The sequence below is a fragment of the Clostridioides sp. ZZV14-6154 genome (assembly GCF_020657785.1).
GTDB lineage: Bacteria > Bacillota > Clostridia > Peptostreptococcales > Peptostreptococcaceae > Clostridioides.
Window position 1 is genome coordinate 550,293 of the sequence record NZ_JAGWCY010000002.1, and the last position, 22,431, is coordinate 572,723.

The window sequence follows — 22,431 nt, forward strand, 5'->3', positions numbered from 1 at the left end:
AGGTGGTAAGTATGAACAACTTTTTACTTAATGTAATAGCTGGTGTTATTGCTAGCTTAATATTTTGCTTAATAAGTAAGATATTTGCAAAAGTAAAAAGCCACTCTGTGCGAAAGAGTGGCTGGGAGTTTGATTTAAAAATCAAATTCCATAAAAAATAATTAGCTTTTAATTATGAACTCCGCTCTACTGACAATAGATTGTAGTTCTTCTTGCTTTTATTATATCACATCTTAGCAAAAATATGCAAAGTAAATAGAAGGGGATGTATCAAAAGAAAAATTTGAGTCATCTCTTTTTTTATGTGTAGGAGGTGATAATTTGGCTTTACAATACTGTGTCAGTGAAAATGAATTAGTTTCTTTTCAATATGGCGAAATAAATAGCAGAGATTTTGGTATTGTAATTACAGATATTAATGAACTTGCATCGCCAGAACGTAGATTTGAAAGAATAGAGATACCAGGAAGGAATGGTAGCCTTATTTTAGATGAAGGTTGTTATAGTAATTTTAATCTTGAAATAGAATGCTATATAGATGTAGATGGTAAAGATATTAATATACTAGCATCTGAAATAAAGATGTGGTTACAAACTGACTTTTCATATAAAAATCTTATTATAAGTAGAGACCCAAACTATTATAGAGAAGCGATTTGTATTAATAAACTAGATTTAGAGGAAGTTATAAAAGATTTAGGATATTTTAAGATTACATTTGAATGTAAACCACTTAAGAAACAATTAGTTAATAATTTAATTACAATAAATGAATCAAATTCTAAGCTAATAAACACTGGAATGGCTTCGTATCCTCTTATAAAAGTATTTGGAAATGGAGATATAACATTAGAAATAAATAATGAGGTGATAGAACTTACAGAAGTTCAAGGGCATATATATATTGATTGTGAACTTATGAATGCATATAAAATAGATATTCATACAAATGATGTAGTCAATGAAAATAGTAGGATGTTTGGAGATTTTCCAACATTTAAACATGGTGAAAATATAATAACATACTCTGGAGATGTAGAAAAAATAGAGATAGAACCTAGATGGGTGGTGTTATAGATTGCTTAGATTATATACAGCAAATGAAACAAATTTTAAAAATAATGGTTTGGGGATTCTAAAAGATGCAGTTGAAACAAAAGTTACAGAAGAATTAAATGGACTATTTGAGTTAGAGTTTACATATTATGTGGGCTCTTTTTTATTTGATGAAATTGATTATAATAAAATAGTTATGGCTGATGCTTCTCCAAGACTTAAAAATCAATTATTTAGGATTTACTATATTTCTAAGGAACTTGATGGAAAAATATTAGTTAAAGCAGAACACATTAGTTACGATTTATTAAATAATTTTATAGAAAACTTAGAACTTAAAAATGTTACTTGTGAAGAAGCTCTTAATCAAATATTTAGGTCATGTACTGAAGAAAATAGATTTGTAGGATATTCAGATATAACAGGAAATAAAGACTTTTCAATATCTTGTGTAAGCCCGCATAATGCTATATCTGACATACAAGAATTGTTTAATAATAAGTCTAAACTAAAAAGAGATAATTTTAATATAAGTTTATTAAATCATATTGGAGAAAGTAACAATGTATTACTAGCATATAGGAAGAATATAATAGGTCTAACAGCTACTTATGATACACAAGAAGTTATAACTAAGATATATCCATATGCAACTAAAAAAAGTGGTAAAAATAAAAAAATTACACTATCAGAAAAATATATAGAAAGCAAGTATATAAATAATTATCCAACTCAAAGAATTGTTGCAATTGATTTTTCAGATGATGATGTGAAGAATGAAGAAAGTTTAAGGAATAAATGTAAAGATTATTTTACTGAAAATAATGTTGATTTACCTAAAGTTACTTATAAAGTTGAATTTGTAGACTTATCAACTACAGAAGATTATAAAAACTATAAGATACTTGAGACTGTCAGTATGGATGATGAAATAATAGTTAGAGATTATAACTTAGGTATAAATGCTACTGCAAGGGTAGTAAAAACTGAATATAATCCAGTATTAAAGAAATACAATTCGGTTGAAATTGGTGACTTAGTAAATCATTTTAAAGACGAAAGAATAGATGATTTAGAAGAAAAAATAGATAAGGTTCAAAACAATGTAGATAATATTGTAATTGAAAGTGATAATTTTCCAGATACACTTCCAGAGCCTTCAAATGTCACAGCATTAGGGTTATGGAGTATGATTCAGTTAGATTGGACTTTTGATAATAAACTATATTATAACTATGAAGTATATGCATCTCAAATAAAAGGATTTGAACCAGATACTATAGGATATACAAATAGGATATATGTGGGTCAAGCAAGTTCATTACTCCATGAAGTTAAGCCTATGCAGACTTGGTATTATAGAGTAAGGGCAGGAAATACACATGATAACTATAATGAATTTTCAAATGAAGTTAGTGCAACAACTAGAAAATTAAGTGATGCAGCTGAATATTTTGAAGAAGCAGCTATAGGTCATGCAGTTATAAGAGATTTAGATGCAGATAAGATAAATGTAGGAAAAGTAAAAGGGCAGTATATTGAGGCAAAGAATTTAGTTGTAGTTGATGGAAATAGCCAAACAACTCTAAATATAGATAGTTTTGGAAATGTTCATGTAGGAGCAACTACATTTACATTAAAAGGTAAGTCATTGGAATCCATTATTGGTGGAGAAATAGATAATATAACTCAACTTGAGATATTTAATAAGTTAACTAATAATGGTCTTGCAAAGGGATTATATATGGTTGGGAATGAGTTATATCTAAATGCTAGTTATATAAAAACTGGTACTTTAGAAGGTCAATTTATAAATGGTAGAAATTTAACTGTAAGAGATAATGATGGATATACAACTTTACAAGTGGATAGTAATGGAAAAGTTAATATAAGAGCTAATGAGTTATCTATAGGTGATAAAAATAACTATGAAAGTGTTTTAACTAGTGACCAACAAGCAGTGTTTGATGCATTAACAGGGAATCGAAATTGTGGAATATATTTGAGTGGAAGTAGATTATATATAAATGCTGATTATATAGATACAGGTACTATTTTATGTGACAGAATAGGGGCTAGTTCATCAAATCCAAGAATATTACTTTTTTCAGGTAATGGAGCTGAATGTGCAATAGATGCTACTGCATTAAATGGAGTTGGTATAGGTAAATCAATTAGATTCCAGTATGATAGAAGTCATTATGTAGCTGTAGATGGTTCTTCGATAAATTTTTATATAGGTAGTACAACTATTTATAATAGATTTGCTAGCTCAAGTGTTTATTTTTATCAGGATGAAATTAGGTGGGATGATGCAGTTTTTGATATGTCTGGAGCTTTAAGGTTGTATACTAAAAGTGAAGAAACTGGTTTTGTAGCATGGAATGATGGAACTGCTGCCATTTATTGTGATGGAAGAGAAAGACATGCTTTTTATGATGATGGAACTAAAAAAGGAGGTTCTATTGAAATTGATGGAACTATTTTTGGTATGTCACCAGTTGACAGTCCTCAAACATTAATAGAAGATATTTTATTTGATGTAGAAGTGGAAGAAACAGGAACTATAGTTAAATTAGACAGTACTTATGCTAAAGCTATTTCAAGATATGCTGTATTCCCTTCTAATGGAAAAGTTGAAGTTGTAGAAAAGCAGGATGGATATTTTAAAGTATCTGGATATACTGGGAAAGTAGATTTTAGTGTAAAGGGAAATAGAATTGATAAAGAACATGAATATTTTTCAATAATGGGAGGAGAAGAACAACATGGCAATTTCTAAGGATATAACAAATGCAATGGGGCAAACTGCTAACTATTGGAGGATAACAACAATAAATAGTAGTTATGGTGCAAAAAAATGTAATGTATTTATTGCTGGATATAAAGATGAGCAAAGAAGATTAGATAATAAGCAACCAATAATTGTTAAGAATTATATGATGAAGGAAGATGATTTTGCCTTATATTTAGATACAAATACACTGGATATAAGTGGAGTAAATCAAGTTCAAGCTTGCTATAATTGGTTAAAAGAAAGTGTTGAAGAGTTTAAGGGAGGAATAGATGCATAGAGAGGATGTGATAAATCTTGAGAGATAGAATTTATATTGTAGACATCAATACAAAGATGTATCAAATAGCTAGATATAAGCAAAATGATAATAATGTATCTTATAACATGAGGATAGTACAAGATTCTATAGATGTTGATTTAACTGGATATACAGCATTAGCATTTTTCAGTTTACCAAGTGGAAGAGTTACTCAAAAAAATTGTACTATAGAGGGTTCAACTGTTTACACTGAATTAAGTCATATAGAACTTTCAGAGAAAGGAGATGTTATCTCTGAGATAACTTTATACAAAGATGATAAGGTAGTTACTACATTTTCTACAATAATAAAAGTTGAAAAAAGTATAAATAGAAATGCAATAGAAGATGAGCCTAGTTGGGATATAATAAAAGACATATTAAATGTATTAAGTTATGAAGAAGAAAGACAAGAAAATGAAAATGTAAGAAAATCTAATGAAGAAATTAGAATAAGTTCTGAAAATGTTAGAATTGACAATGAGAATGTAAGAATTGAAAGCGAAAATCAGAGAAAAGATAGTGAAGTTGAAAGATGTGAAAATGAGGAAGTAAGAAAAACACAAGAAGTTACAAGAGAAACTAATGAAGAAACAAGAAAAACAAGTGAAACAACAAGAGAAGCTAATGAAGAAATAAGAAAGACAAGTGAAACAACAAGAGAAGCTAATGAAGAAATAAGAAAGACAAGTGAAACAACAAGAGAAGCTAATGAAGAAATAAGAAAAGCAAATGAAATAGTAAGAGGGTCAAGTGAAGAAACTAGAAATACTAATGAGGAAACTAGAGAAGGCAATGAGACTGTTAGAAAAGCAAATGAGGAAATAAGAAAAGCTAGTGAAGAAACTAGAGAATCAAATGAAAATATTAGAAAAGCAAGTGAAGAGATAAGAAATGGTAGCGAAGAAACAAGAGTTACTAATGAAGTAGCTAGACAAGAATCAGAAACTAAAAGAGAAGAAAGTGAAGACCTTAGAAAAACTAATGAAGAAACAAGGGAAGAAAATGAAGAATTAAGAAAAAGTAATGAAAATACTAGAAAAGCAAGTGAAGAAGTAAGAAAGACTAGTGAAGAAACTAGAAATACTAATGAGGAAGCTAGAAAAGCAAGTGAAGAAATAAGAAAAACCAGTGAAATAACTAGAAATACCAATGAAGAAACAAGAAAAGCTAGTGAAATAACGAGGGAAACTAATGAAGAAACAAGAAAAGCAACTGAAATAATAAGACAAAATTCAGAGATTAAAAGAGAAGAGAATGAAGAGCTTAGAGAAAGCAATGAGGAAACTAGAGAACTAAATGAGTCAACTAGACAGACATCTATAACTAATATGCAGAAGAAAGTAGATGATAAGGTAGTTGAGGTTGATAATAAAATAGTTGAAGTAAATACTGCTAAGACAGATATGACAACTACTGTAAGTAATAAGATTACTGAATTTGAAAATAGATTTGAAGAACTTGAAAGCCTTGATGCTAGAGGCGAGTTAATGCAAGCTAGAGAAACTATTGATGGAACTGTAAAGGACACTTTAAAGGATAGATTAACTTATGATTTTGAAAAGGTTAATGAAAAAATAGCCGAGATGACTTCTGCCGCAACTAATATAGCTTTCAGTAAATCTTATGTTGAATCTGATTGGATTGCTGATGGAGAATATTTTAAACTTACAGTTAATCATAATCTTGTTACAGAAAATATATTCGTTGCGATACTCGATGAAGCAACTAAAAAGAGTATGACTAATTCTTATACTGTAGTAGATTCTAATACAATAGATATTTTTAATGAATCAGCTATAGATGTAAGAGTGACTGTTGTAAATGGTAATACAAATAAAGAAGTTATACAGGCTACAATAAATGATAATATAACAACACTAGATAGTACTTATTCTAGTGTTAAAATAGATGCAAAATTTGATGATAGTAAAAACAATATTTATTTAGAACTTAACAAAAAAGCAAGTAAAGAAAGTTTGGATATGATATTACAACTATTAGAAAATAGTAAAAAATATACAGTAACTTATAATATTAATTTACCAGAAGGATATTTAAACGAAAATGTTGTATTACCAAATCCCATAACAGTATTAGGTAATACAGAAGTCAAACTATGTTCTCCAAATATTACAGATTTAATTGAATATCGATTTAAAGGTTGGTCATTAACTGAAAGTGGAGATGTAATTGAAGGATGCATAGCTACAGATGACATCACTTTGTATGCTATCTGGTATAAATGTATTAATGTTACATATGAGTTGAATCTTCCTAATGATTTTCAAGGTACTCCTATTCCAGATTTACCTGCTGATGAAAATAAATATATTTTAGGAGATATAGTTACTCTTTTGCAATTAAGTAATTATGATGAAAATAATAAAGAATATAATTATAAGTTTTGTGGCTGGTCATTAACTGAAAGTGGAGATGTAATTGAAAACGCTACTATAGAAAACGAGCATGTACAATCAGATGGCTTACATTTATATGCAGTTTGGAAAAAATATAGATATGTTACTTATAATGCCAATTTCCCACCAGAAGAATATCCTTTAAATAGAACAGGTGAAGTGCCTGTTGATGCAAATAGATATGTTGAAGGTGATACAGTTATTGTATTAAAAAATAGTGAAAATAATCCATTAGGCGGAGAGGAAGATAAAGACAAATTTTTAGGTTGGACTTCTAATATAGAAAAAGCTCAAATTCCTGTAATAAAATCTGATGCAGAAGAAAATATTGTAATAGGTAAAGAAGATTTAATATTATATGGTATGTGGGGAAAATATAGGATTGCATATGGTTCAAATGGAAAACCTGGTTCTAGTATAACTGGTCATGCACCATATGACCCGCATTCATATTTAACAGGTGCAAGTGTAATTGTACCATCCAATCCAGGTAATTTAGATATAGGTTCTTATGAACTTCTGGGATGGTCAACTGTAAAAGATGATGAGTCAACTATGCTAAATTTTGGAGATAGAATAATGATTGATAAGAGTAATATTATCTTACAGGCATTTTGGAGAAAACTTTAATAATAACTTTTGAATCTAAATAAAAAGAAGGTGATTAATTGTTAAATGAAGATGTAGTAAAAAATATTAATAAATTAAATAATGAGCAGGATAACATTAACTTAGAACTTAGTAATAAAGTGAATAAGGAAGATTTAGATAAACTCATTCAAGGTGGTACTAATGTAGCAACATCTAAGCTTATAGTTCAAGATGATTGGACTTTAGAAGAAGATAATTATAAAACTTTAGTCGAGCACAATCTTGTAACAAGAAAGATACTTGTAAATGTAATAGATACTACTACAAATGAATCTATATTAGTATCGTATAAAATAATCGATGATAATAAAATAGAACTTTTTAATGAATCTAATGTTAACTGTGAATGTATAGTTGTAAATGGAAATTCTGCTATAAACGTTGTAACAGCTAATAAAATAACTATAGATGATACAGCTAATAATTTTGAAAGTAGTACTGTGGAAGGTGCTTTGGGGGAGCTTTTTCAATCTGTCAGTAATGGAAAAGAATTAATCGCTACTGCTATTACTGACAAAAAAGTACCAACTAATAGTAGTGATACATTTCAAACTATGGCAAGTAATATTAGTAGTATAAAACAAATGCCAGATATGCCTGAAGATGTTGAAGAAGTTTGGAGTTTTACAGGACATGAAAGCGAAATCTTTTCTGTATGTATAGATTCTAATGACAATATAATTAGTGGAAGCTATGATAAAACTGTAAGAAAAATATCTTCAGGCGGAGAGGAAATATGGAAATTCTCAGATCATACTGACTGGGTTAAAAGTGTATGCACTGATTCTGGTAGTAATATAATTAGTGGAAGTTATGATAAAACTATAAGAAAAATATCTTCTGATGGCATTGAAATATGGAAATTCATGGGTCATTCTAGTAGTGTTATGTCTATCTCTATAGATTCTAACAATAATATTTATAGTGGAAGTCAAGATAAAACTGTAAGAAAAATATCAAATAATGGAGTGGAAATATGGAAGTTTACAGGTCATACAGACGTTGTACAGTCCGTATTTGCAGGATCTGAAGACAATATTATTAGTGGAAGTAGTGATAGAACTGTAAGAAAAATTTCAGGCAATGGAGTAGAAATATGGAAATTTACAGGACATATTAATACAGTATATTCTGTATGCACTGATTCTAATAATAATACTTATACTGCTAGTGAAGATAAGACTGTAAGAAAAATATCTTCTAATGGAATTGAAATATGGAAATTTACTGGACATACTAATGTAATACAATTTGTATATGTAGATTACCAAAATAATATTTATAGCTGTAGTAATGATAAAACCTTAAGAAAAATATCTATTGATGGTACTGAAATATGGAAATTTGAAGGACATACAGACTTTGTTAAAAGTACATGTGTGGATTCTAATAACAATGTTTATAGTGGAAGTAATGATAAAACTATAAGAAGATTACAACAAAATTATGGTGTTTTAATCACAAAAGATAAGCAAAATGAAATACATAAGGTAACTAAATTAGCAACTCTTGTAGAAGAAGTATATCCTTATCCCGATAATATATGGACAACTAATCTTGATGTTGACATGATTATGTCAACATGTATGGATTCCAATGATAATATAATAAATTGTGATGGATTTGATAACACAGTAATTAAAACATCACCTTCAGGTGATCTTATTTGGAAATATAATTTTCCATTTAGTTTAGGTATATATTCAGTATGTACTAATAATGAAGGTTTAGTGTACTGTGGAGGCATCAGCGAGCTAATGTTTTTAGCTGATCCTAATAATGTTTCTAATGAACTCTCTTTACATTCAGATGTTATTATTAGCCTAGTAATTGATAATAGTAATAATTTAGTAAGTGGTAGTTATGATAATACTATTATCAAGACATCTCTAGAAAGAGATGATACATTTATGAATTCACTCTGGACATTTACAGGACATACTGATTATATTACTGTAGTTACAGTTGATTTACATGATAATGTCTATAGTGGTAGCAATGACAAAACAGTAAGAAAAATATCTTCTGATGGTATTGAAATATGGAAATTTATAGGTCATACTGATTCTATAAACTCTGTATGTGTAGATTCTAAATATAATGTCTATAGTGCTAGTAATGATAAAACAGTAAGAAAAATATCTTCTAATGGTGTTGAGATATGGAAGTTTTCAGGTCACACTGATTCTGTAAACTCTGTATGTGTAGATTCAGAGTTTAATATTTATAGTGGTGGATCTGATAGGACAATAAGAAAAATAGCCTCTAATGGCACTGAAATATGGAAATCAACATCTTTTACTAACTCAATTAAATCAATATTATTAGATTCATCTAATAATATTGTTATAACTTATAATCTTAATACTATAAGTAAATTGAAAAATACACATGTATTACAAAAAGTAGCTTATTATAATTAAAAATTAGGAGGAAATAAAATGCAAAAATATTTAACAGGACTAGAACACAAAGAGGAAAATATATATAAGGTAAATTTAATTCATAACATGCCTTTTGACAAAGTACATGGTCTAAATAAATCAGCTCAAGAGTTGGAATTAAATGGAATATTAGTTGATGAAGTAGTAGAAGCAGAACAAAGGGAAGGGTTTACATCTATTATGTATGTAGACAAGGCAACAAAAGAGATTACATATGAGTATGTGGAAATACCTTTAACACCAGAGCAGGAAGCATTAAAGAAGATTAAAGAATTAGAACAGGAAAATGCTAATATAAACTATGCACTAATGATGGGAGGATTAATATAATGTTAGGATTTGAAAAAATAAAATACTACTATGATAATAAAATGTGGACTAAAGAGATGGTCAAAAATTCAGTAGGTAAAAATAAAATAACAGAAACAGAGTATAAGCAAATAATAGGTGAGAACTATATAGCGTAGTTCTTTTTTTATTGGAAGAAATAGAGAACTACATTAATATGCAGTTCTCTAAACACTTTAAAGAGGTGATAATTTGAAAAATAAAGATATTATAAAAAAACTAAAATATACACCAAATAATACAGATAAAAGACTTGAAGAGATAGAAAACCTGAAAGAGATAGAAAATATAAATCATAACATATCAACAGGAGAATATATAATAGAAAATAGTAAAAAGGGTTATTGTACTAAATTTAATATACAAGGGAAGACATTAAGTGATTTATGGGGAAAAACTAGTTCAGATTTTTCTTTATGGAAATCGACTTTTGTAGATGGAAAAATAAATATAATAACAGAAAATGATATAAGATATTCTAATTTTTTTACAACCAATTATACTTTGTATAAACCAGATACTATATATACAATAATAGTTGATGTTGATAAAAACACTTTACCTAGTACAAGTGGAATATATATTCATAGTTTAGGTGAAGAAAATTCAGTATTTATTCCTAATCTGACAAATATAGCCATATTAGGAGGCGTAATTGGTAAATTCAGATATACATTTACAACAATATCAGACTTAAGTGATTGTAATATTGTTTTAAGGAGTGTTTTAGATAATGATACACTTGCATCTGGTTATGAAGTAAGTTTGAAAATTACCATATTAGAAGGAGATTATACAGATATTAACATAGATTATTCTAACGAACTATTAAGTGTTGGGCAAAGAGATAAAATAGAACTTTTAAGTTATCAATATAGTGAAATTAATATCTTTAATAAGAATGCTGACTTTAAAGATAATTATATTTTACAATATCTTAATGGAGAGGAACTTATTTCTGAAGCTAGTAATCATAAATATACCCTAGACTATATAGAAATAGAACCAGATACAGAGTATACTTTTTATAATTGTAGTAGAAATATTTGTTGGTATGATATAAATAAAAGTTTCATACCAGCATCATTAAACGAAAGAATAATAGGAGATAAAGATATTTTTTATATTGCTAGAAGCCCTAAAAATGCAAAGTATCTAAGAGTTACTATAATAAAAGATTTACATGATAATGGGAATAAAACAATTATAACTAAAGGAAATAAATATGATAAAAAGACAATTCCATATACATTAAGAAGTTTACCAAATGGAGTAAAAGATGAAATAGTTTATAAAAATAATAAATATTACTTAATAAAAAGATGTGAGGAACATACCTATACTGATATTGGAAATCTTAATTTATCACATGTATATGATAATACTCTGCAATTTATGGGAACATTAACTCCTCAAGCTGTTGTAGATAGTTTAGACACAGCATATGTTTTATGTAATAATTTAAATGGAAAAAGTAGAAATGATTTTAACAATAATGACATAGAGGGATGCTCAACTACTGGTAGTGGTGATATAGCATTTAAAATATTAAAAAGTAAACTTACTACACAAGATGGAAATGGGTTTAGTGAATGGATAAAAAATAATCCAATAACTATCATCTATCAACTTGCAAAACCACAAGAAATTGAATTAACATCACTAAATTTAGAACAATATAATAATCAAACTAAATTTATTTGCAACACAGGTATTGTGATACCAGACATTAGTTTTGAAAGTACACAAAATTTAGGTAGCCATATAGAAGTCATTAGAGATACTATAAAAAATATAAATAATATGCAGTCTAAAAATATAATCATAGATTTATCTAACAAATTATTGAATGGATGGAAGAGAACTGTTTCAGACAACGATGGGTTTATAATAAGTAAAAATGGAAATCAAGTTAGTTTTCATATGCGTATAACTGGTGGAATAATTACAGATAGTACTGCATTATTGAAACTTCCTGATGGATTTACACCTAAGACTTTCTATGTTTTTCCAATATTTACAACCCAAAATAATCAATTAGTTCAAGGCTTTATGTATTTTAATTTTGCAAATGGATACCTTCAAATTACGCAATTAGGAAGTAATGCAGATATATATAGTTATGGAACTTATTTTATTGAATAAGAAAGGAAAAAATTTATGTTAAATTTAAAAGAAAAAAAAGATATTTTAATAGAGTATGGCTTTGAAAATGATTTAAATAATATAGATAATTATTTTATTACAGATGATAAAAAATTATTTACTCCAGTGATAAAAGATGGAGAACTAATTAAAACAGGAGAACAGGTTTATAATGAGTGGCTAGAACTACAAAATAATCCACCTAAATCAGAGCCAAGTATAGAAGAAATAGATGTGGATAAAATTACAATTTTAATAGAAAATCAAAAACAGCAAGATAGTTTATTAGTAGATAATGCTTATAGAATTGCTATTTTAGAACTTAACACAAATAATGTGTTATAAAATTATAAAAATGGAGGGAACAACATGTATAATATTTTAAAAAGAATGATTGAACAAAAAAATTATGAAACTAAAGAAGAATTGCAGACTAAATTGGATGTATTCTATGCATTAAGCAGAATTAAAGAGAATGAATACACAGAATTAACAAACATGATAAATAAAGAAGAAGTACCAAAAGAACCTATTATCTAAAACACAAAGGTTCTTTTTTTATATCAATTTTAGTAGGAGGTCATCATGGAACAATTATTAACAGAATTAAGTAGTTTAGGAGCAATAGGAATCTTATGTGCTTTACTATTCAAAAATACTATGCAGGAGAAAAAAGAAGATAGGGACATGTATAAAAAGACAGTAGAAAACTTTATTGAACTATCGACACAACAACAAGAAATCAATAAAAATATACTTGTTGAAATGGGAGCAATGAAAACTGATGTAGAGGAAATAAAGGAAGATGTAACAGATATAAAGGTGATGCTACAGAAAGAAGGTGATAAATGATGAAAGTAGCAATAATGCCAGGACATACACTAACAGGAAAAGGAACAGGGGCAGTTGGTTATATAGATGAAGGAAAAGAAAACAGAATACTAACTGATTTAATTGTTAAATGGTTGAAACAAGGTGGAGCTATTGTGTATACTGGAAAAGTAGATAAATCTAATAACTATTTAACAGAACAATGTGAAATTGCCAATAGGCAAAATGTAGACTTAGCAGTACAAATCCATTTCAACGCAAATAAAACAACTCTAAATCCTATGGGTACAGAGACAATATACAAAACTAACAATGGTAAGGTATACGCTGAAAGAGTCAACAAAAAACTAGCAACAATATTTAAAAATAGAGGTGCAAAATCGGATGTAAGAGGTCTTTACTGGCTTAGTCATACAAAAGCTCCTGCAATATTAATAGAAGTGTGCTTCGTAGATAGTAAAGCAGATACAGATTATTATATTAGACATAAAGATATAGTTGCTAAATTAATAGCAGAAGGTATTTTAAATAAGATAATAGATAACAAAGAGAATGGTGAGGGAAAAATCATGTACAAACATACAATCGTTTATGATGGAGCAGTTGATAAAATCCCTGCAACTGTGGTTGGTTGGGGATATAATGATGGGAAAATACTAGTATGTGATATAAAAGATTACATGCCAGGTCAGACAGAAAATTTATATGTTGTAGGTGGTGGAGCATGTGAGAAGATAGGTTCCATGACTAAAGAAAATTATACCCTGATAAAAGGTAATGATAGATTTGACACTCTTTATAAGGCATTAGATTTTATAAACAAGTAAACTGATTAGGAGGTAGTAACTGGAAATAGTTACTACCTCTTTTTTTATTCATTTTCAGCTTTTTCAATAATTATTTTTCCACCTTCAAGTGTAACTATAACTTTTCTTTCATCTTGAGAGATACCCAGTTCTTTAACCCAATTGATAGGTAAAGATAATCTAGTAGTAGTATAGCCATTTCCACTCTTATGAAAACTTATATTTAATTCTCTTTGCTCCATTTAATTCCCATCCTTTTTTAATTCTTTTGTAAAGTAAACTAATAGTGAGATACTTATTAATAATCCAATTATATTCCATATATCAAAACTTTTTATTAAGAGTATTACGTCGAACACTATAGTTATTAAAACAACAGCAATACATATTTTGTAAAATTTTCTACCCATGTTATTTTAGAAAGTATGTTATAATATTAGAAAGAAGTCACCTAGAAGGAAGGGTTTTTCCTTCTAGGCTTAAAACTTATAATTCTTTAATCAATCTAAGTATTGCGAGTACTAGATTAATTAAAACTAATGTGAAAGAGAAAACATTTTTAATTTTATTAAATTTGTTTTCTCTTTTATTTTTGACTCTTTCTAATCTCCCCACTCTCTTTGTCCTCCTTTCTTAGTTATTTACTTTCTCACCTCCTTGTCTATAAATATATTATAATATTACGGGGCGTAATGTGCAACACTTTTATCCGTATTTTTCAATAAATTTATAAAACCTATTAACATAAAATACAAAATATAATAAAAATAAGTGGATGTTTACATTATACACCCACTTATTTCAAATTTATTTCTCATAAGCTTTTTTTATTATAATCTCATCTTCCTTAAAAATAACTACTGCATTACGTTTTTCCCTTGTAAATCCCATTTTTTCAAGTTGGCTTAAAGGTAAAGAAATTTTAGCTGAATAAGTACCTGAACCGCCTTTACTGTAAACTATTTTAGATTCTTTTTGTTCCAAACTATTTTCCTCCTTTTTTATATTGTAATTTAACAAATATTAACAATAAAATGCTTACTATTAGTCCTATTATGTTGCTAATATTAAAATGTAAGAATAAAAGTATTATGTCTATTACTATAGTTATAGCAACTATGATAATACAGATTTTATAAACTTTATCACTCATATTTTATAGAAAATGTGTTATAATATTTAGAAAGAAGTCACTAGGAAGAAGATTAAATTCTTCCTAGCTTACAAAACTATAAGTCTTTTAATAATTTAATTAGTTTATCAATTAAATTTATTAAAATAGGTAAGATAGAGAGAGCAGTTTTAACTTTGGCGAGTTTGTTTTCTCTATCTTTTTTTCTTCTTTCTATTCTACTCATTTTCTTTTTCACCTCCTTTCTATATTTATATTATAACATGCCGAACCGGCAAAAACAAGACTGATTTCCATATTTTTCAATAAATTTATGTTAATGAATTATATTTTTTACAAATAAAAATAAATGGTGGCAAAACTTAACTTGCCACCATCTTGCCACCGAAAATAAAGAATAGAATAAATTTAAATTAAGCATAATAAAACATAAACAACAAAACTAAACTTAATAAATTATTGAGATACCAACACTTGTGAAAAAATAACAACAATAAACAAACAAAATAGATAAATATATCCAATTAAGGTATAATTAAGTTTTATATGATATAGTTATAATTGATAATTGATAATGGTAAAATTTGGAGGGAAAAAATGGATGAAAAAAAAATAGATAACATGAATTATTCATATAGCAACTATTCTAAAAAAACAGGTAAGCCAACTAGAAAAATAAAAAATAATAACCTTACACTCGAAACTAAAGAAGATAAAATTTGCTCTAGTTGCAACAAAGAAAATAATCCTAAAGATAATTACTGTAAATTTTGTGGAAATGAACTTTATGAAATAGTATCATTAAAGTCAAGCGAAACAAAACTTGACTTAAAATCTAAAATAAAAGAACACTCATATCACGCAAATACAAGAGGGATATTTTTAACGACCTTTTCAACTATATTCATATTGCTTGTTATTTCATTAATATTTAAGGCTATAATTACTATTCAATTTAATGATATCAGTTACATGATAAATCCAGCACATATAATTTTAGCTCTTAATCTAGGACAAATTAGCGTATCTATGTCTACTATGATGGGCTCTGGATTTATAAGTGCAAATATAGGCTTGTTAATATTACTTATAATTCCTGTTTTAGGATTAATTATATCAAATTTAATTTTTATGAGAAAAAGATGTAAGGATTCAAAAACTACACTAGCCAATTCTCTTGGAGTTGGAATTTTATATGGATTAATTTTAGCTATTTTATGTACTTTTACTAATGTTAAAACTAGCTCACATAGTATGCTAGAATATGGATATGCTTTAGAGTATAGTTACGAATTTTTTAGTGCACTACTAAATGGATTTGTATTAGGATTTATATGTACATATATAACTAATTATAGAAAAAGCTATGAAAAAGAAAATATATATATGTCCCTTTTTTCAAATGCTATTAAAATATTCATATTAGGATATGTTTTAGTGTTAGCAATACTTTTTGTATTAACTATATCTGATAGTAGTTATTTAAATGAATTGAATATGAGTGGATATTCAAGTGGCATTGATTTATTTGCTATATTGCCACAAATTGCGAGCTATATGTGGGCTTTTGCAAATGGAATTTCAGTAACAATAATAAATTCAACATTGTCAATGTTTAGCTTAGGTTCATCATCTTTATTTGGAGATACTAAATTAATGTTTTATGCAATGGGGGCTTTGTCTGCATTAATAATTTTATTAAATGGATATAAGTTAAGATTTAAATATGAAACACATAGTATTAAACCTGTAATAATATTTAGTATATATTATGCATTTTTAATGGGTATGTTAGCTTTGTTTAGCACATTTATACTTGATAGTAATATTAATTTCTTTAATACAACTAGTTATGGAACAACTCTAGTTATGCAATTTAAAGTGTTCTCGACTATTATAATTTCATTTATATACAGTTTTGTGATATCTTTAATAGGATATAAACTAAACTCAGCTGATTAAATATGATTGGAGGAAACTTCTGTGGAAGAAAATAATAAAAAGACAGTGGATGATAAATTTTCTAAGGTTAAAAAAAGATTTGGCAATGGAAAATTTAAGATTGAATTATATAAAGAAAAATCAAAGATAAATAGAGAAATTGATGATATTCAAGAAAAGAAGAGTAAGCTCTTTTTAGAAATGGGAATGTTGACTTATCAAAAAATTAGAGAAAATTCTATTGATGATGAGTGTTTTGATAAATTCTGTGATGAGTTATTAGAACTTGATAAGATAATTTATGAAAAAAATATGGAAATCAATGATATGGAAATTGCAGAAAGCAATGTAACTTGTGAATGTGGCTATGTTGGAAATATAAATGACAAATATTGCGCTGAATGTGGTAGAAAATTTGAATTAGATAATGATTGTGATGATTTTATAGTTTGTGGCTATTGTGAAAGTGAGATAGATTCAGAATCTGAGTTTTGTCCATGTTGTGGTAGAAAAATTATTATGGATTTAGAATAATATTGGGAAACCTATGTATTGTATACATGGGTTTTTTTATTGAAATCATTTGTATCTATATAGGAATGAAAATAAAAACCAAAAAAATGAAATAAATTTTCTTAAAACTATGAAATACAAGGAAATACTTGGAATAAATCTATAAAAAAATAGAATTGATAAAAAAATATGAAAAAATATTGCAAAGAAAAAGTTTTCATGTTATTATTAATACATAAATTAAGAAAATAAATTTCAGAAACGAGGTAATCAAAAAAATGCTAGATAAGGTAAAGGGAAGACTAATAGTATCATGCCAAGCTTTAGAAAATGAACCTCTTCATAGTTCTTTTATAATGGGTAGAATGGCTAGAGCTGCTCAGGAAGGTGGAGCAGTTGGAATTAGAGCTCAAGGAGTTGATGATATTATTGAAATAAAAAAAGTTACTGGACTTCCTGTCATAGGTATTATAAAGAGAAATTACGAAGATTCAGATATATATATAACACCAACTAAAAAAGAAGTAGATGAGCTTTTAACAACAGGATGTGAAATGATAGCACTGGATGCTACTAATAGAGTTAGACCAAACAACGAAGATTTGAAAGAAATTATAAATTATATAAAAGAAAATAATGTTTTAGTAATGGCTGACATTTCAAATTATGATGAAGCTGTTAAGGCACAAGAATACGGTGTAGATTGCGTTTCAACTACATTATCTGGGTATACTCCATATACAGAAACTTTAGATGGTCCAGATTTTGTACTGATGGAAAGACTGGTTAAAGATTTAAAAATACCTGTAATAGCAGAAGGAAAAGTAAATACTCCACAAGATTTAAAAAAAGTATTTGAACTTGGAGTTCATTCATCAGTTGTAGGTTCGGCAATAACAAGACCACAATTGATAACAGAAAAATTTGTTAAAGCAATCGAAATTAATTAAAAATTAATTTATAAATTAAAAATTTATTATATTTAACTATATTTGAAAATTAAAATTGGAGGTAAAAATATGAGAACAACAGATATGAAAGGAATTTATTCAGCATTATTAGTTTCATTTGATAAGGAAGGAAATATAAACGAAAAAGGGTTAAGACAAATAATTAGACATAATATAGATGTTTGTAAAATAGATGGTCTTTATGTAGGTGGAAGTACAGGAGAAAACTTCATGCTTTCAACTGATGAAAAGAAAAAAATATTTGAAATAGCTAAAGATGAAGTGAAAGAAGAAATAAAGTTAATAGCTCAAGTTGGTTCAGTTAATTTAAAAGAAGCTGTAGAACTTGCTAAATTTACAACTGATTTAGGATATGATGCTATAAGTGCTGTTACACCTTTTTACTATAAATTCGATTTTGAAGAAATAAAACATTATTACAATACAATAATAAATTCTGTAGATAATAGATTAATAATATACTCTATACCATTTTTAACTGGTGTTGATATGAGTTTAGATCAATTTGGAGAATTATTTGAAAATGAAAAAATAATAGGTGTTAAGTTTACAGCAGCAGATTTCTACTTATTAGAAAGAATGAGAAAAACATTCCCAAATAAATTAATATTTGCAGGTTTCGATGAAATGATGTTACCAGCTACAGTTTTAGGTGTAGATGGAGCAATTGGTTCTACATTCAATGTAAACGGTGTCAGAGCTAGACAAATATTTGAACTAACTAAGAATGAAAAAATATCAGAAGCACTTGAAGTACAACATGTGACAAATGATTTAATAACAGATATATTAGGAAATGGTCTATATCAAACAATTAAATTACTACTTGAAGAACAAGGTGTTGAAGCTGGATATTGCAGACAACCTATGAAAGAAGCAACTGATGAAATGAAATCAAGAGCGAAAGAAATATACAGAAAGTATTTTTAATAAAAATACTTTTAGTATGGGAGGATTAGTCAAATGGTAGGATTTACTTGGATAGATTTTGCAATACTAGTAGTTTACTTATTGGCAGTTTTATTTGCAGGATTGTTATTTTCAAAGAAGGAAATGAAAGGAAAAGAGTTCTTCAAGGGTGATGGAACTATTCCATGGTGGGTTACATCAGTGTCAATATTTGCCACATTATTAAGCCCAATATCATTTTTATCACTAGCAGGTAATTCTTATGGTGGAACATGGATTTTATGGTTTGCACAATTAGGTATGTTTATAGCTATACCTTTAACAATAAAATTCTTCTTGCCACTATATAGTAGGTTAGAAATAGACACTGCATATGAGTACTTAGAAATGAGATATGAAAGTAAAGGTCTTAGAGTGCTTGGAGCTTTAATGTTTATAATATACCAAATAGGACGTATGTCTATAATAATGTATCTACCATCAGTAGTTTTAGCAGGTCTTACAGGAATACCTGTAAATGTGTTAATAATAGTTATGGGTGTAATAGCAATAATTTATTCATATACAGGTGGATTAAAAGCTGTTTTATGGACTGACTTTATACAAGGTATGGTACTAATAGTAGGTGTTACAGGTACGCTATTCTATCTAATATCAAGTATAAATGGTGGATTTGGAACAGTGATGGATACTCTTACAAGTGGTCATAAATTCTTAGCAACAAATGAAGTTATGTTTGATAAAAATATACTATCTACAAGTGCATTTATAATATTTGTTGGAGCTGGTCTTAATACTTTTTCATCATATGTATCAAGTCAAGATATAGTTCAAAGATTTACTACAACAACTGATATAAAACAACTTAACAAAATGACATATGGAAATGGTGTTTTATCAATGGGACTTGCAACAGTATTTTATCTAATTGGAACTTGTTTATTTATATACTATACTCAAAACCCAGATTTAGCTCAAACAGTTCAACAAGACCAAGTATTTGCATCATATATAGCTTATGAATTACCAGTAGGTATAACAGGAATACTACTTGCAGCAATATATGCAGCATCTCAATCAACTTTATCAACAGGACTTAATTCAGTTGCTACAAGTTGGACTTTAGATATACAAACTATTATAACAAAAGATATGAGTATGGAAAGACAAACTAAGGTAGCACAATATATATCATTGGGAGTAGGTATACTTTCTATAGTTGTTGCAATAATCTTAGCAAATGGAGAGATAAAGTCAGCATATGAATGGTTCAATAGTTTTATGGGTCTAGTTTTAGGAGTTTTAGCAGGAATATTTGTACTTGGTGCGTTTTGTAAAAGAGCAACTAAAATGGGAGCATATGTTGGATTTGCAGTATCAGCAATTTTAGTTGTTTATCTAAAATACAGAGTACCAGAAGTAACTTCTTGGGCTTATTCTCTAATAACAATAACTACTTCTGTAGTAGTAGGAACAGTATTTAGTGCAATAGAATCTAAAGTTAAAGCAAAAGTATATTTACCAAAAGCTGAAACTACAGTTTATTATGAAAAATAATATAGAATTTAAATAAGAAATTATCTTATAGAGTGACTAGATTAGAGTGATTAGATATATAAATAATCTAGTTACTCTATAAGAATGTATAAAGAACTTTATATGTAAAAAATTTGAAAGTAGAATGTATTTAAAATTATATAGGGAGATAGTGCTTATGATATTTGGAAGTATAAATCATAGTAAGACATATTCAACATTACATGAAGATTTGCTTAAGTGTTTTGAATATGCTAAAGAAAATTCATTGATAGATTACGAAAAAGGGACTCATACAATAGATGGTGATGACATCTTTGTAAATATCGTTGAGTATAAAACTTGTGAAAAAGAAGAAAGATTCTGGGAAGCTCATAAGAAATATATAGATGTACACTTGATGCTAGATGGATGTGAAAGAATATATTTGAATTTTATAGAAAATCTAGAGCAAAAGACATATGAGGAAGATGGTGACTTTCTACCTCTTGATGGACAAAATAATGGATATGTTGAACTTAGAAAAGGTGATTTCCTAGTATGTTATCCAGAAGATGCACATATGACAGCAATAAAAGTTTCAGAAAAAGAAAATATCAAAAAAGCTATTTTTAAGGTTTTGGTTAGATAATGAAAATTTATATAACCGCTAAGGCTGAAAATAGTGATTTAACTTTCAGCGATTAGTGAGATTTCGTAAATTTTAGTTAGATTACTATTTTCAGCCTTAGTTTTTTATAGGAAAGTTTAAATAGACATTAAAAAGTTTAGAATTGTATAGAGGAGTTAATTTATGGATAATATAGATGTATTTTTATTAATAGGACAAAGTAATGCTAGAGGTTTGGGAAATCCAAAAGACAGTGTTATTCCAAATGAGAATTGTTTTGAATACTTAAGTACTGACGAGATTATAAACATGAGATGTGAGTTAGAGACTTCTGAAGGGGATGGGACTATAGCACCTGCATTTTCAAATGAGTGGAATAGACTTACTGGTAATAAAGTTTGTTTTATACACAATGCAAAGGATGGGTCAAGAATAAAAAATTGGAATCATGATAATAACTGGTTTTTAGATGATACTATAGAAAAGTTTAATGCAGGGTGTAATACTTTAAGCAAGGATTATAAAATATCAAATAAATATGCTATTTGGATTCAAGGTGAAAGTGATGCAAAATATGGTAGTGATGTTTTATACTATAAAGAGAGTCTAAAAAAAATTGCATATAGACTTAAGGAAGAATGTATGATTGATAAAATGTTTGTTAGTTTAACTGGTTATTGGCTTGGAGAAGATGAATATTTTGTTAGAACAAGACGAATTGCAGCAGCGCAAGAATTTGCTTGTAATGAGTGTGACATATTAAGTATAGGAAGTAAAATTGCTATGAAATTTCATGATCAAGGTCTAACTATTGATGATGTACATTATAGTCAAGAAGGTCTTAATATGTTAGGAGAAGATTTATGTAAGAATATTTATAAATATCATATAACTGAGGAAAAAATTATATTAAAGGATACCATAGATTTATCAGAAGCGAGAAAATATATCTATGAGTTAGAAAAAATAAATAAAAAATTCATGTAATATAAAGTTTTAATTAGTAATATTGGTTATAAAAAT

At 27.7% G+C, this 22,431-nt stretch carries 24 protein-coding genes; 20 read left to right on the forward strand and 4 right to left on the reverse strand.

The genetic code is table 11. The features are described from left to right. Positions 1-11 precede the first annotated feature (11 nt). The 13 genes from KGF45_RS09010 (at position 12) to KGF45_RS09070 (ending at position 13,817) form a co-directional block, all read left to right on the forward strand. Complete coding sequence (locus KGF45_RS09010; RefSeq protein ID WP_021365409.1) at positions 12-161, forward strand: type I toxin-antitoxin system toxin; 150 nt, start codon at positions 12-14, stop codon at positions 159-161. 160 nt (positions 162-321) lie between these two features. Continuing rightward, the gene (locus KGF45_RS09015; RefSeq protein WP_227842306.1) at positions 322-1,077 is read left to right on the forward strand and encodes a distal tail protein Dit; all 756 of its coding nucleotides are present in this window, start codon (positions 322-324) and stop codon (positions 1,075-1,077) included. 1 nt (position 1,078) lies between these two features. Further along, on the forward strand, positions 1,079-3,838 hold the full coding sequence (locus KGF45_RS09020) for a phage tail spike protein (RefSeq protein ID WP_227842308.1): 2,760 nt from the start codon (positions 1,079-1,081) through the stop codon (positions 3,836-3,838). After that, on the forward strand, positions 3,825-4,130 hold the full coding sequence (locus KGF45_RS09025) for a hypothetical protein (protein WP_074145198.1): 306 nt from the start codon (positions 3,825-3,827) through the stop codon (positions 4,128-4,130). The genes KGF45_RS09020 and KGF45_RS09025 overlap by 14 nt, the downstream gene beginning before the upstream one ends. A gap of 17 nt (positions 4,131-4,147) precedes the next feature. Further along, on the forward strand, positions 4,148-7,201 hold the full coding sequence (locus tag KGF45_RS09030; protein ID WP_227842311.1) for an InlB B-repeat-containing protein: 3,054 nt from the start codon (positions 4,148-4,150) through the stop codon (positions 7,199-7,201). Positions 7,202-7,239: 38 nt separating this feature from the next. Further along, the gene (locus KGF45_RS09035) at positions 7,240-9,645 is read left to right on the forward strand and encodes a hypothetical protein (RefSeq protein WP_227842313.1); all 2,406 of its coding nucleotides are present in this window, start codon (positions 7,240-7,242) and stop codon (positions 9,643-9,645) included. 18 nt (positions 9,646-9,663) lie between these two features. Next, on the forward strand, positions 9,664-9,996 hold the full coding sequence (locus tag KGF45_RS09040) for a hypothetical protein (RefSeq protein WP_227842314.1): 333 nt from the start codon (positions 9,664-9,666) through the stop codon (positions 9,994-9,996). Further along, positions 9,996-10,133, forward strand: a complete 138-nt coding sequence (locus tag KGF45_RS09045; RefSeq protein ID WP_227842315.1) for an XkdX family protein — start codon at positions 9,996-9,998, stop codon at positions 10,131-10,133. The genes KGF45_RS09040 and KGF45_RS09045 overlap by 1 nt, the downstream gene beginning before the upstream one ends. Positions 10,134-10,206: 73 nt before the next feature. Continuing rightward, positions 10,207-12,159, forward strand: coding sequence for a hypothetical protein (locus tag KGF45_RS09050; protein ID WP_227842316.1), 1,953 nt, complete (start codon positions 10,207-10,209; stop codon positions 12,157-12,159). Positions 12,160-12,174: 15 nt separating this feature from the next. After that, entirely contained in the window at positions 12,175-12,504 is a 330-nt protein-coding gene (locus KGF45_RS09055) for a hypothetical protein (protein ID WP_227842317.1), read from the forward strand. 24 nt (positions 12,505-12,528) lie between these two features. Then, on the forward strand, positions 12,529-12,699 hold the full coding sequence (locus KGF45_RS09060) for a hypothetical protein (protein WP_227842318.1): 171 nt from the start codon (positions 12,529-12,531) through the stop codon (positions 12,697-12,699). A gap of 45 nt (positions 12,700-12,744) precedes the next feature. Then, positions 12,745-13,011 carry a hypothetical protein gene (locus tag KGF45_RS09065; RefSeq protein WP_021365420.1) on the forward strand — a complete coding sequence of 89 codons (267 nt, stop codon included), beginning with the start codon at positions 12,745-12,747 and terminating at the stop codon, positions 13,009-13,011. Beyond that, entirely contained in the window at positions 13,011-13,817 is an 807-nt protein-coding gene (locus KGF45_RS09070; protein WP_227842367.1) for an N-acetylmuramoyl-L-alanine amidase, read from the forward strand. The genes KGF45_RS09065 and KGF45_RS09070 overlap by 1 nt, the downstream gene beginning before the upstream one ends. A gap of 44 nt (positions 13,818-13,861) precedes the next feature. On the opposite strand, the gene KGF45_RS09075 is transcribed toward KGF45_RS09070, so the two are convergent. From KGF45_RS09075 to KGF45_RS20090, 4 genes are all read right to left on the reverse strand, one after another. Next, positions 13,862-14,038 carry an AbrB/MazE/SpoVT family DNA-binding domain-containing protein gene (locus tag KGF45_RS09075; RefSeq protein ID WP_131008412.1) on the reverse strand — a complete coding sequence of 59 codons (177 nt, stop codon included), beginning with the start codon at positions 14,036-14,038 and terminating at the stop codon, positions 13,862-13,864. A gap of 244 nt (positions 14,039-14,282) precedes the next feature. Next, the gene (locus KGF45_RS20085; protein WP_255611776.1) at positions 14,283-14,411 is read right to left on the reverse strand and encodes a hypothetical protein; all 129 of its coding nucleotides are present in this window, start codon (positions 14,409-14,411) and stop codon (positions 14,283-14,285) included. A gap of 192 nt (positions 14,412-14,603) precedes the next feature. Continuing rightward, on the reverse strand, positions 14,604-14,780 hold the full coding sequence (locus tag KGF45_RS09080; RefSeq protein ID WP_227842319.1) for a hypothetical protein: 177 nt from the start codon (positions 14,778-14,780) through the stop codon (positions 14,604-14,606). Positions 14,781-15,025: 245 nt separating this feature from the next. Next, entirely contained in the window at positions 15,026-15,154 is a 129-nt protein-coding gene (locus KGF45_RS20090; RefSeq protein WP_255611777.1) for a hypothetical protein, read from the reverse strand. A 371-nt stretch (positions 15,155-15,525) separates the two neighbouring features. On the opposite strand from KGF45_RS20090, the gene KGF45_RS09085 reads away from it, so the two are divergent. The 7 genes from KGF45_RS09085 (at position 15,526) to KGF45_RS09115 (ending at position 22,395) form a co-directional block, all read left to right on the forward strand. Continuing rightward, positions 15,526-16,890: a hypothetical protein gene (locus KGF45_RS09085; protein WP_227842320.1), complete on the forward strand. Its 1,365-nt coding sequence runs from the start codon at positions 15,526-15,528 to the stop codon at positions 16,888-16,890. Positions 16,891-16,911: 21 nt separating this feature from the next. Beyond that, complete coding sequence (locus KGF45_RS09090; protein WP_227828858.1) at positions 16,912-17,403, forward strand: zinc ribbon domain-containing protein; 492 nt, start codon at positions 16,912-16,914, stop codon at positions 17,401-17,403. A 257-nt stretch (positions 17,404-17,660) separates the two neighbouring features. Further along, positions 17,661-18,332, forward strand: coding sequence for an N-acetylmannosamine-6-phosphate 2-epimerase (locus KGF45_RS09095; protein ID WP_227828857.1), 672 nt, complete (start codon positions 17,661-17,663; stop codon positions 18,330-18,332). Between the two features lie 69 nt (positions 18,333-18,401). Continuing rightward, a complete protein-coding gene (locus KGF45_RS09100) occupies positions 18,402-19,283 on the forward strand; it encodes an N-acetylneuraminate lyase (protein WP_413840264.1) in 882 nt (293 codons plus the stop codon). 33 nt (positions 19,284-19,316) lie between these two features. Then, a complete protein-coding gene (locus KGF45_RS09105) occupies positions 19,317-20,819 on the forward strand; it encodes a sodium:solute symporter (RefSeq protein ID WP_227828856.1) in 1,503 nt (500 codons plus the stop codon). Positions 20,820-20,976: 157 nt separating this feature from the next. Next, positions 20,977-21,429 carry a YhcH/YjgK/YiaL family protein gene (locus KGF45_RS09110; protein WP_227842321.1) on the forward strand — a complete coding sequence of 151 codons (453 nt, stop codon included), beginning with the start codon at positions 20,977-20,979 and terminating at the stop codon, positions 21,427-21,429. A gap of 162 nt (positions 21,430-21,591) precedes the next feature. Then, the gene (locus tag KGF45_RS09115; RefSeq protein ID WP_227828854.1) at positions 21,592-22,395 is read left to right on the forward strand and encodes a sialate O-acetylesterase; all 804 of its coding nucleotides are present in this window, start codon (positions 21,592-21,594) and stop codon (positions 22,393-22,395) included. Positions 22,396-22,431: the final 36 nt, after the last annotated feature.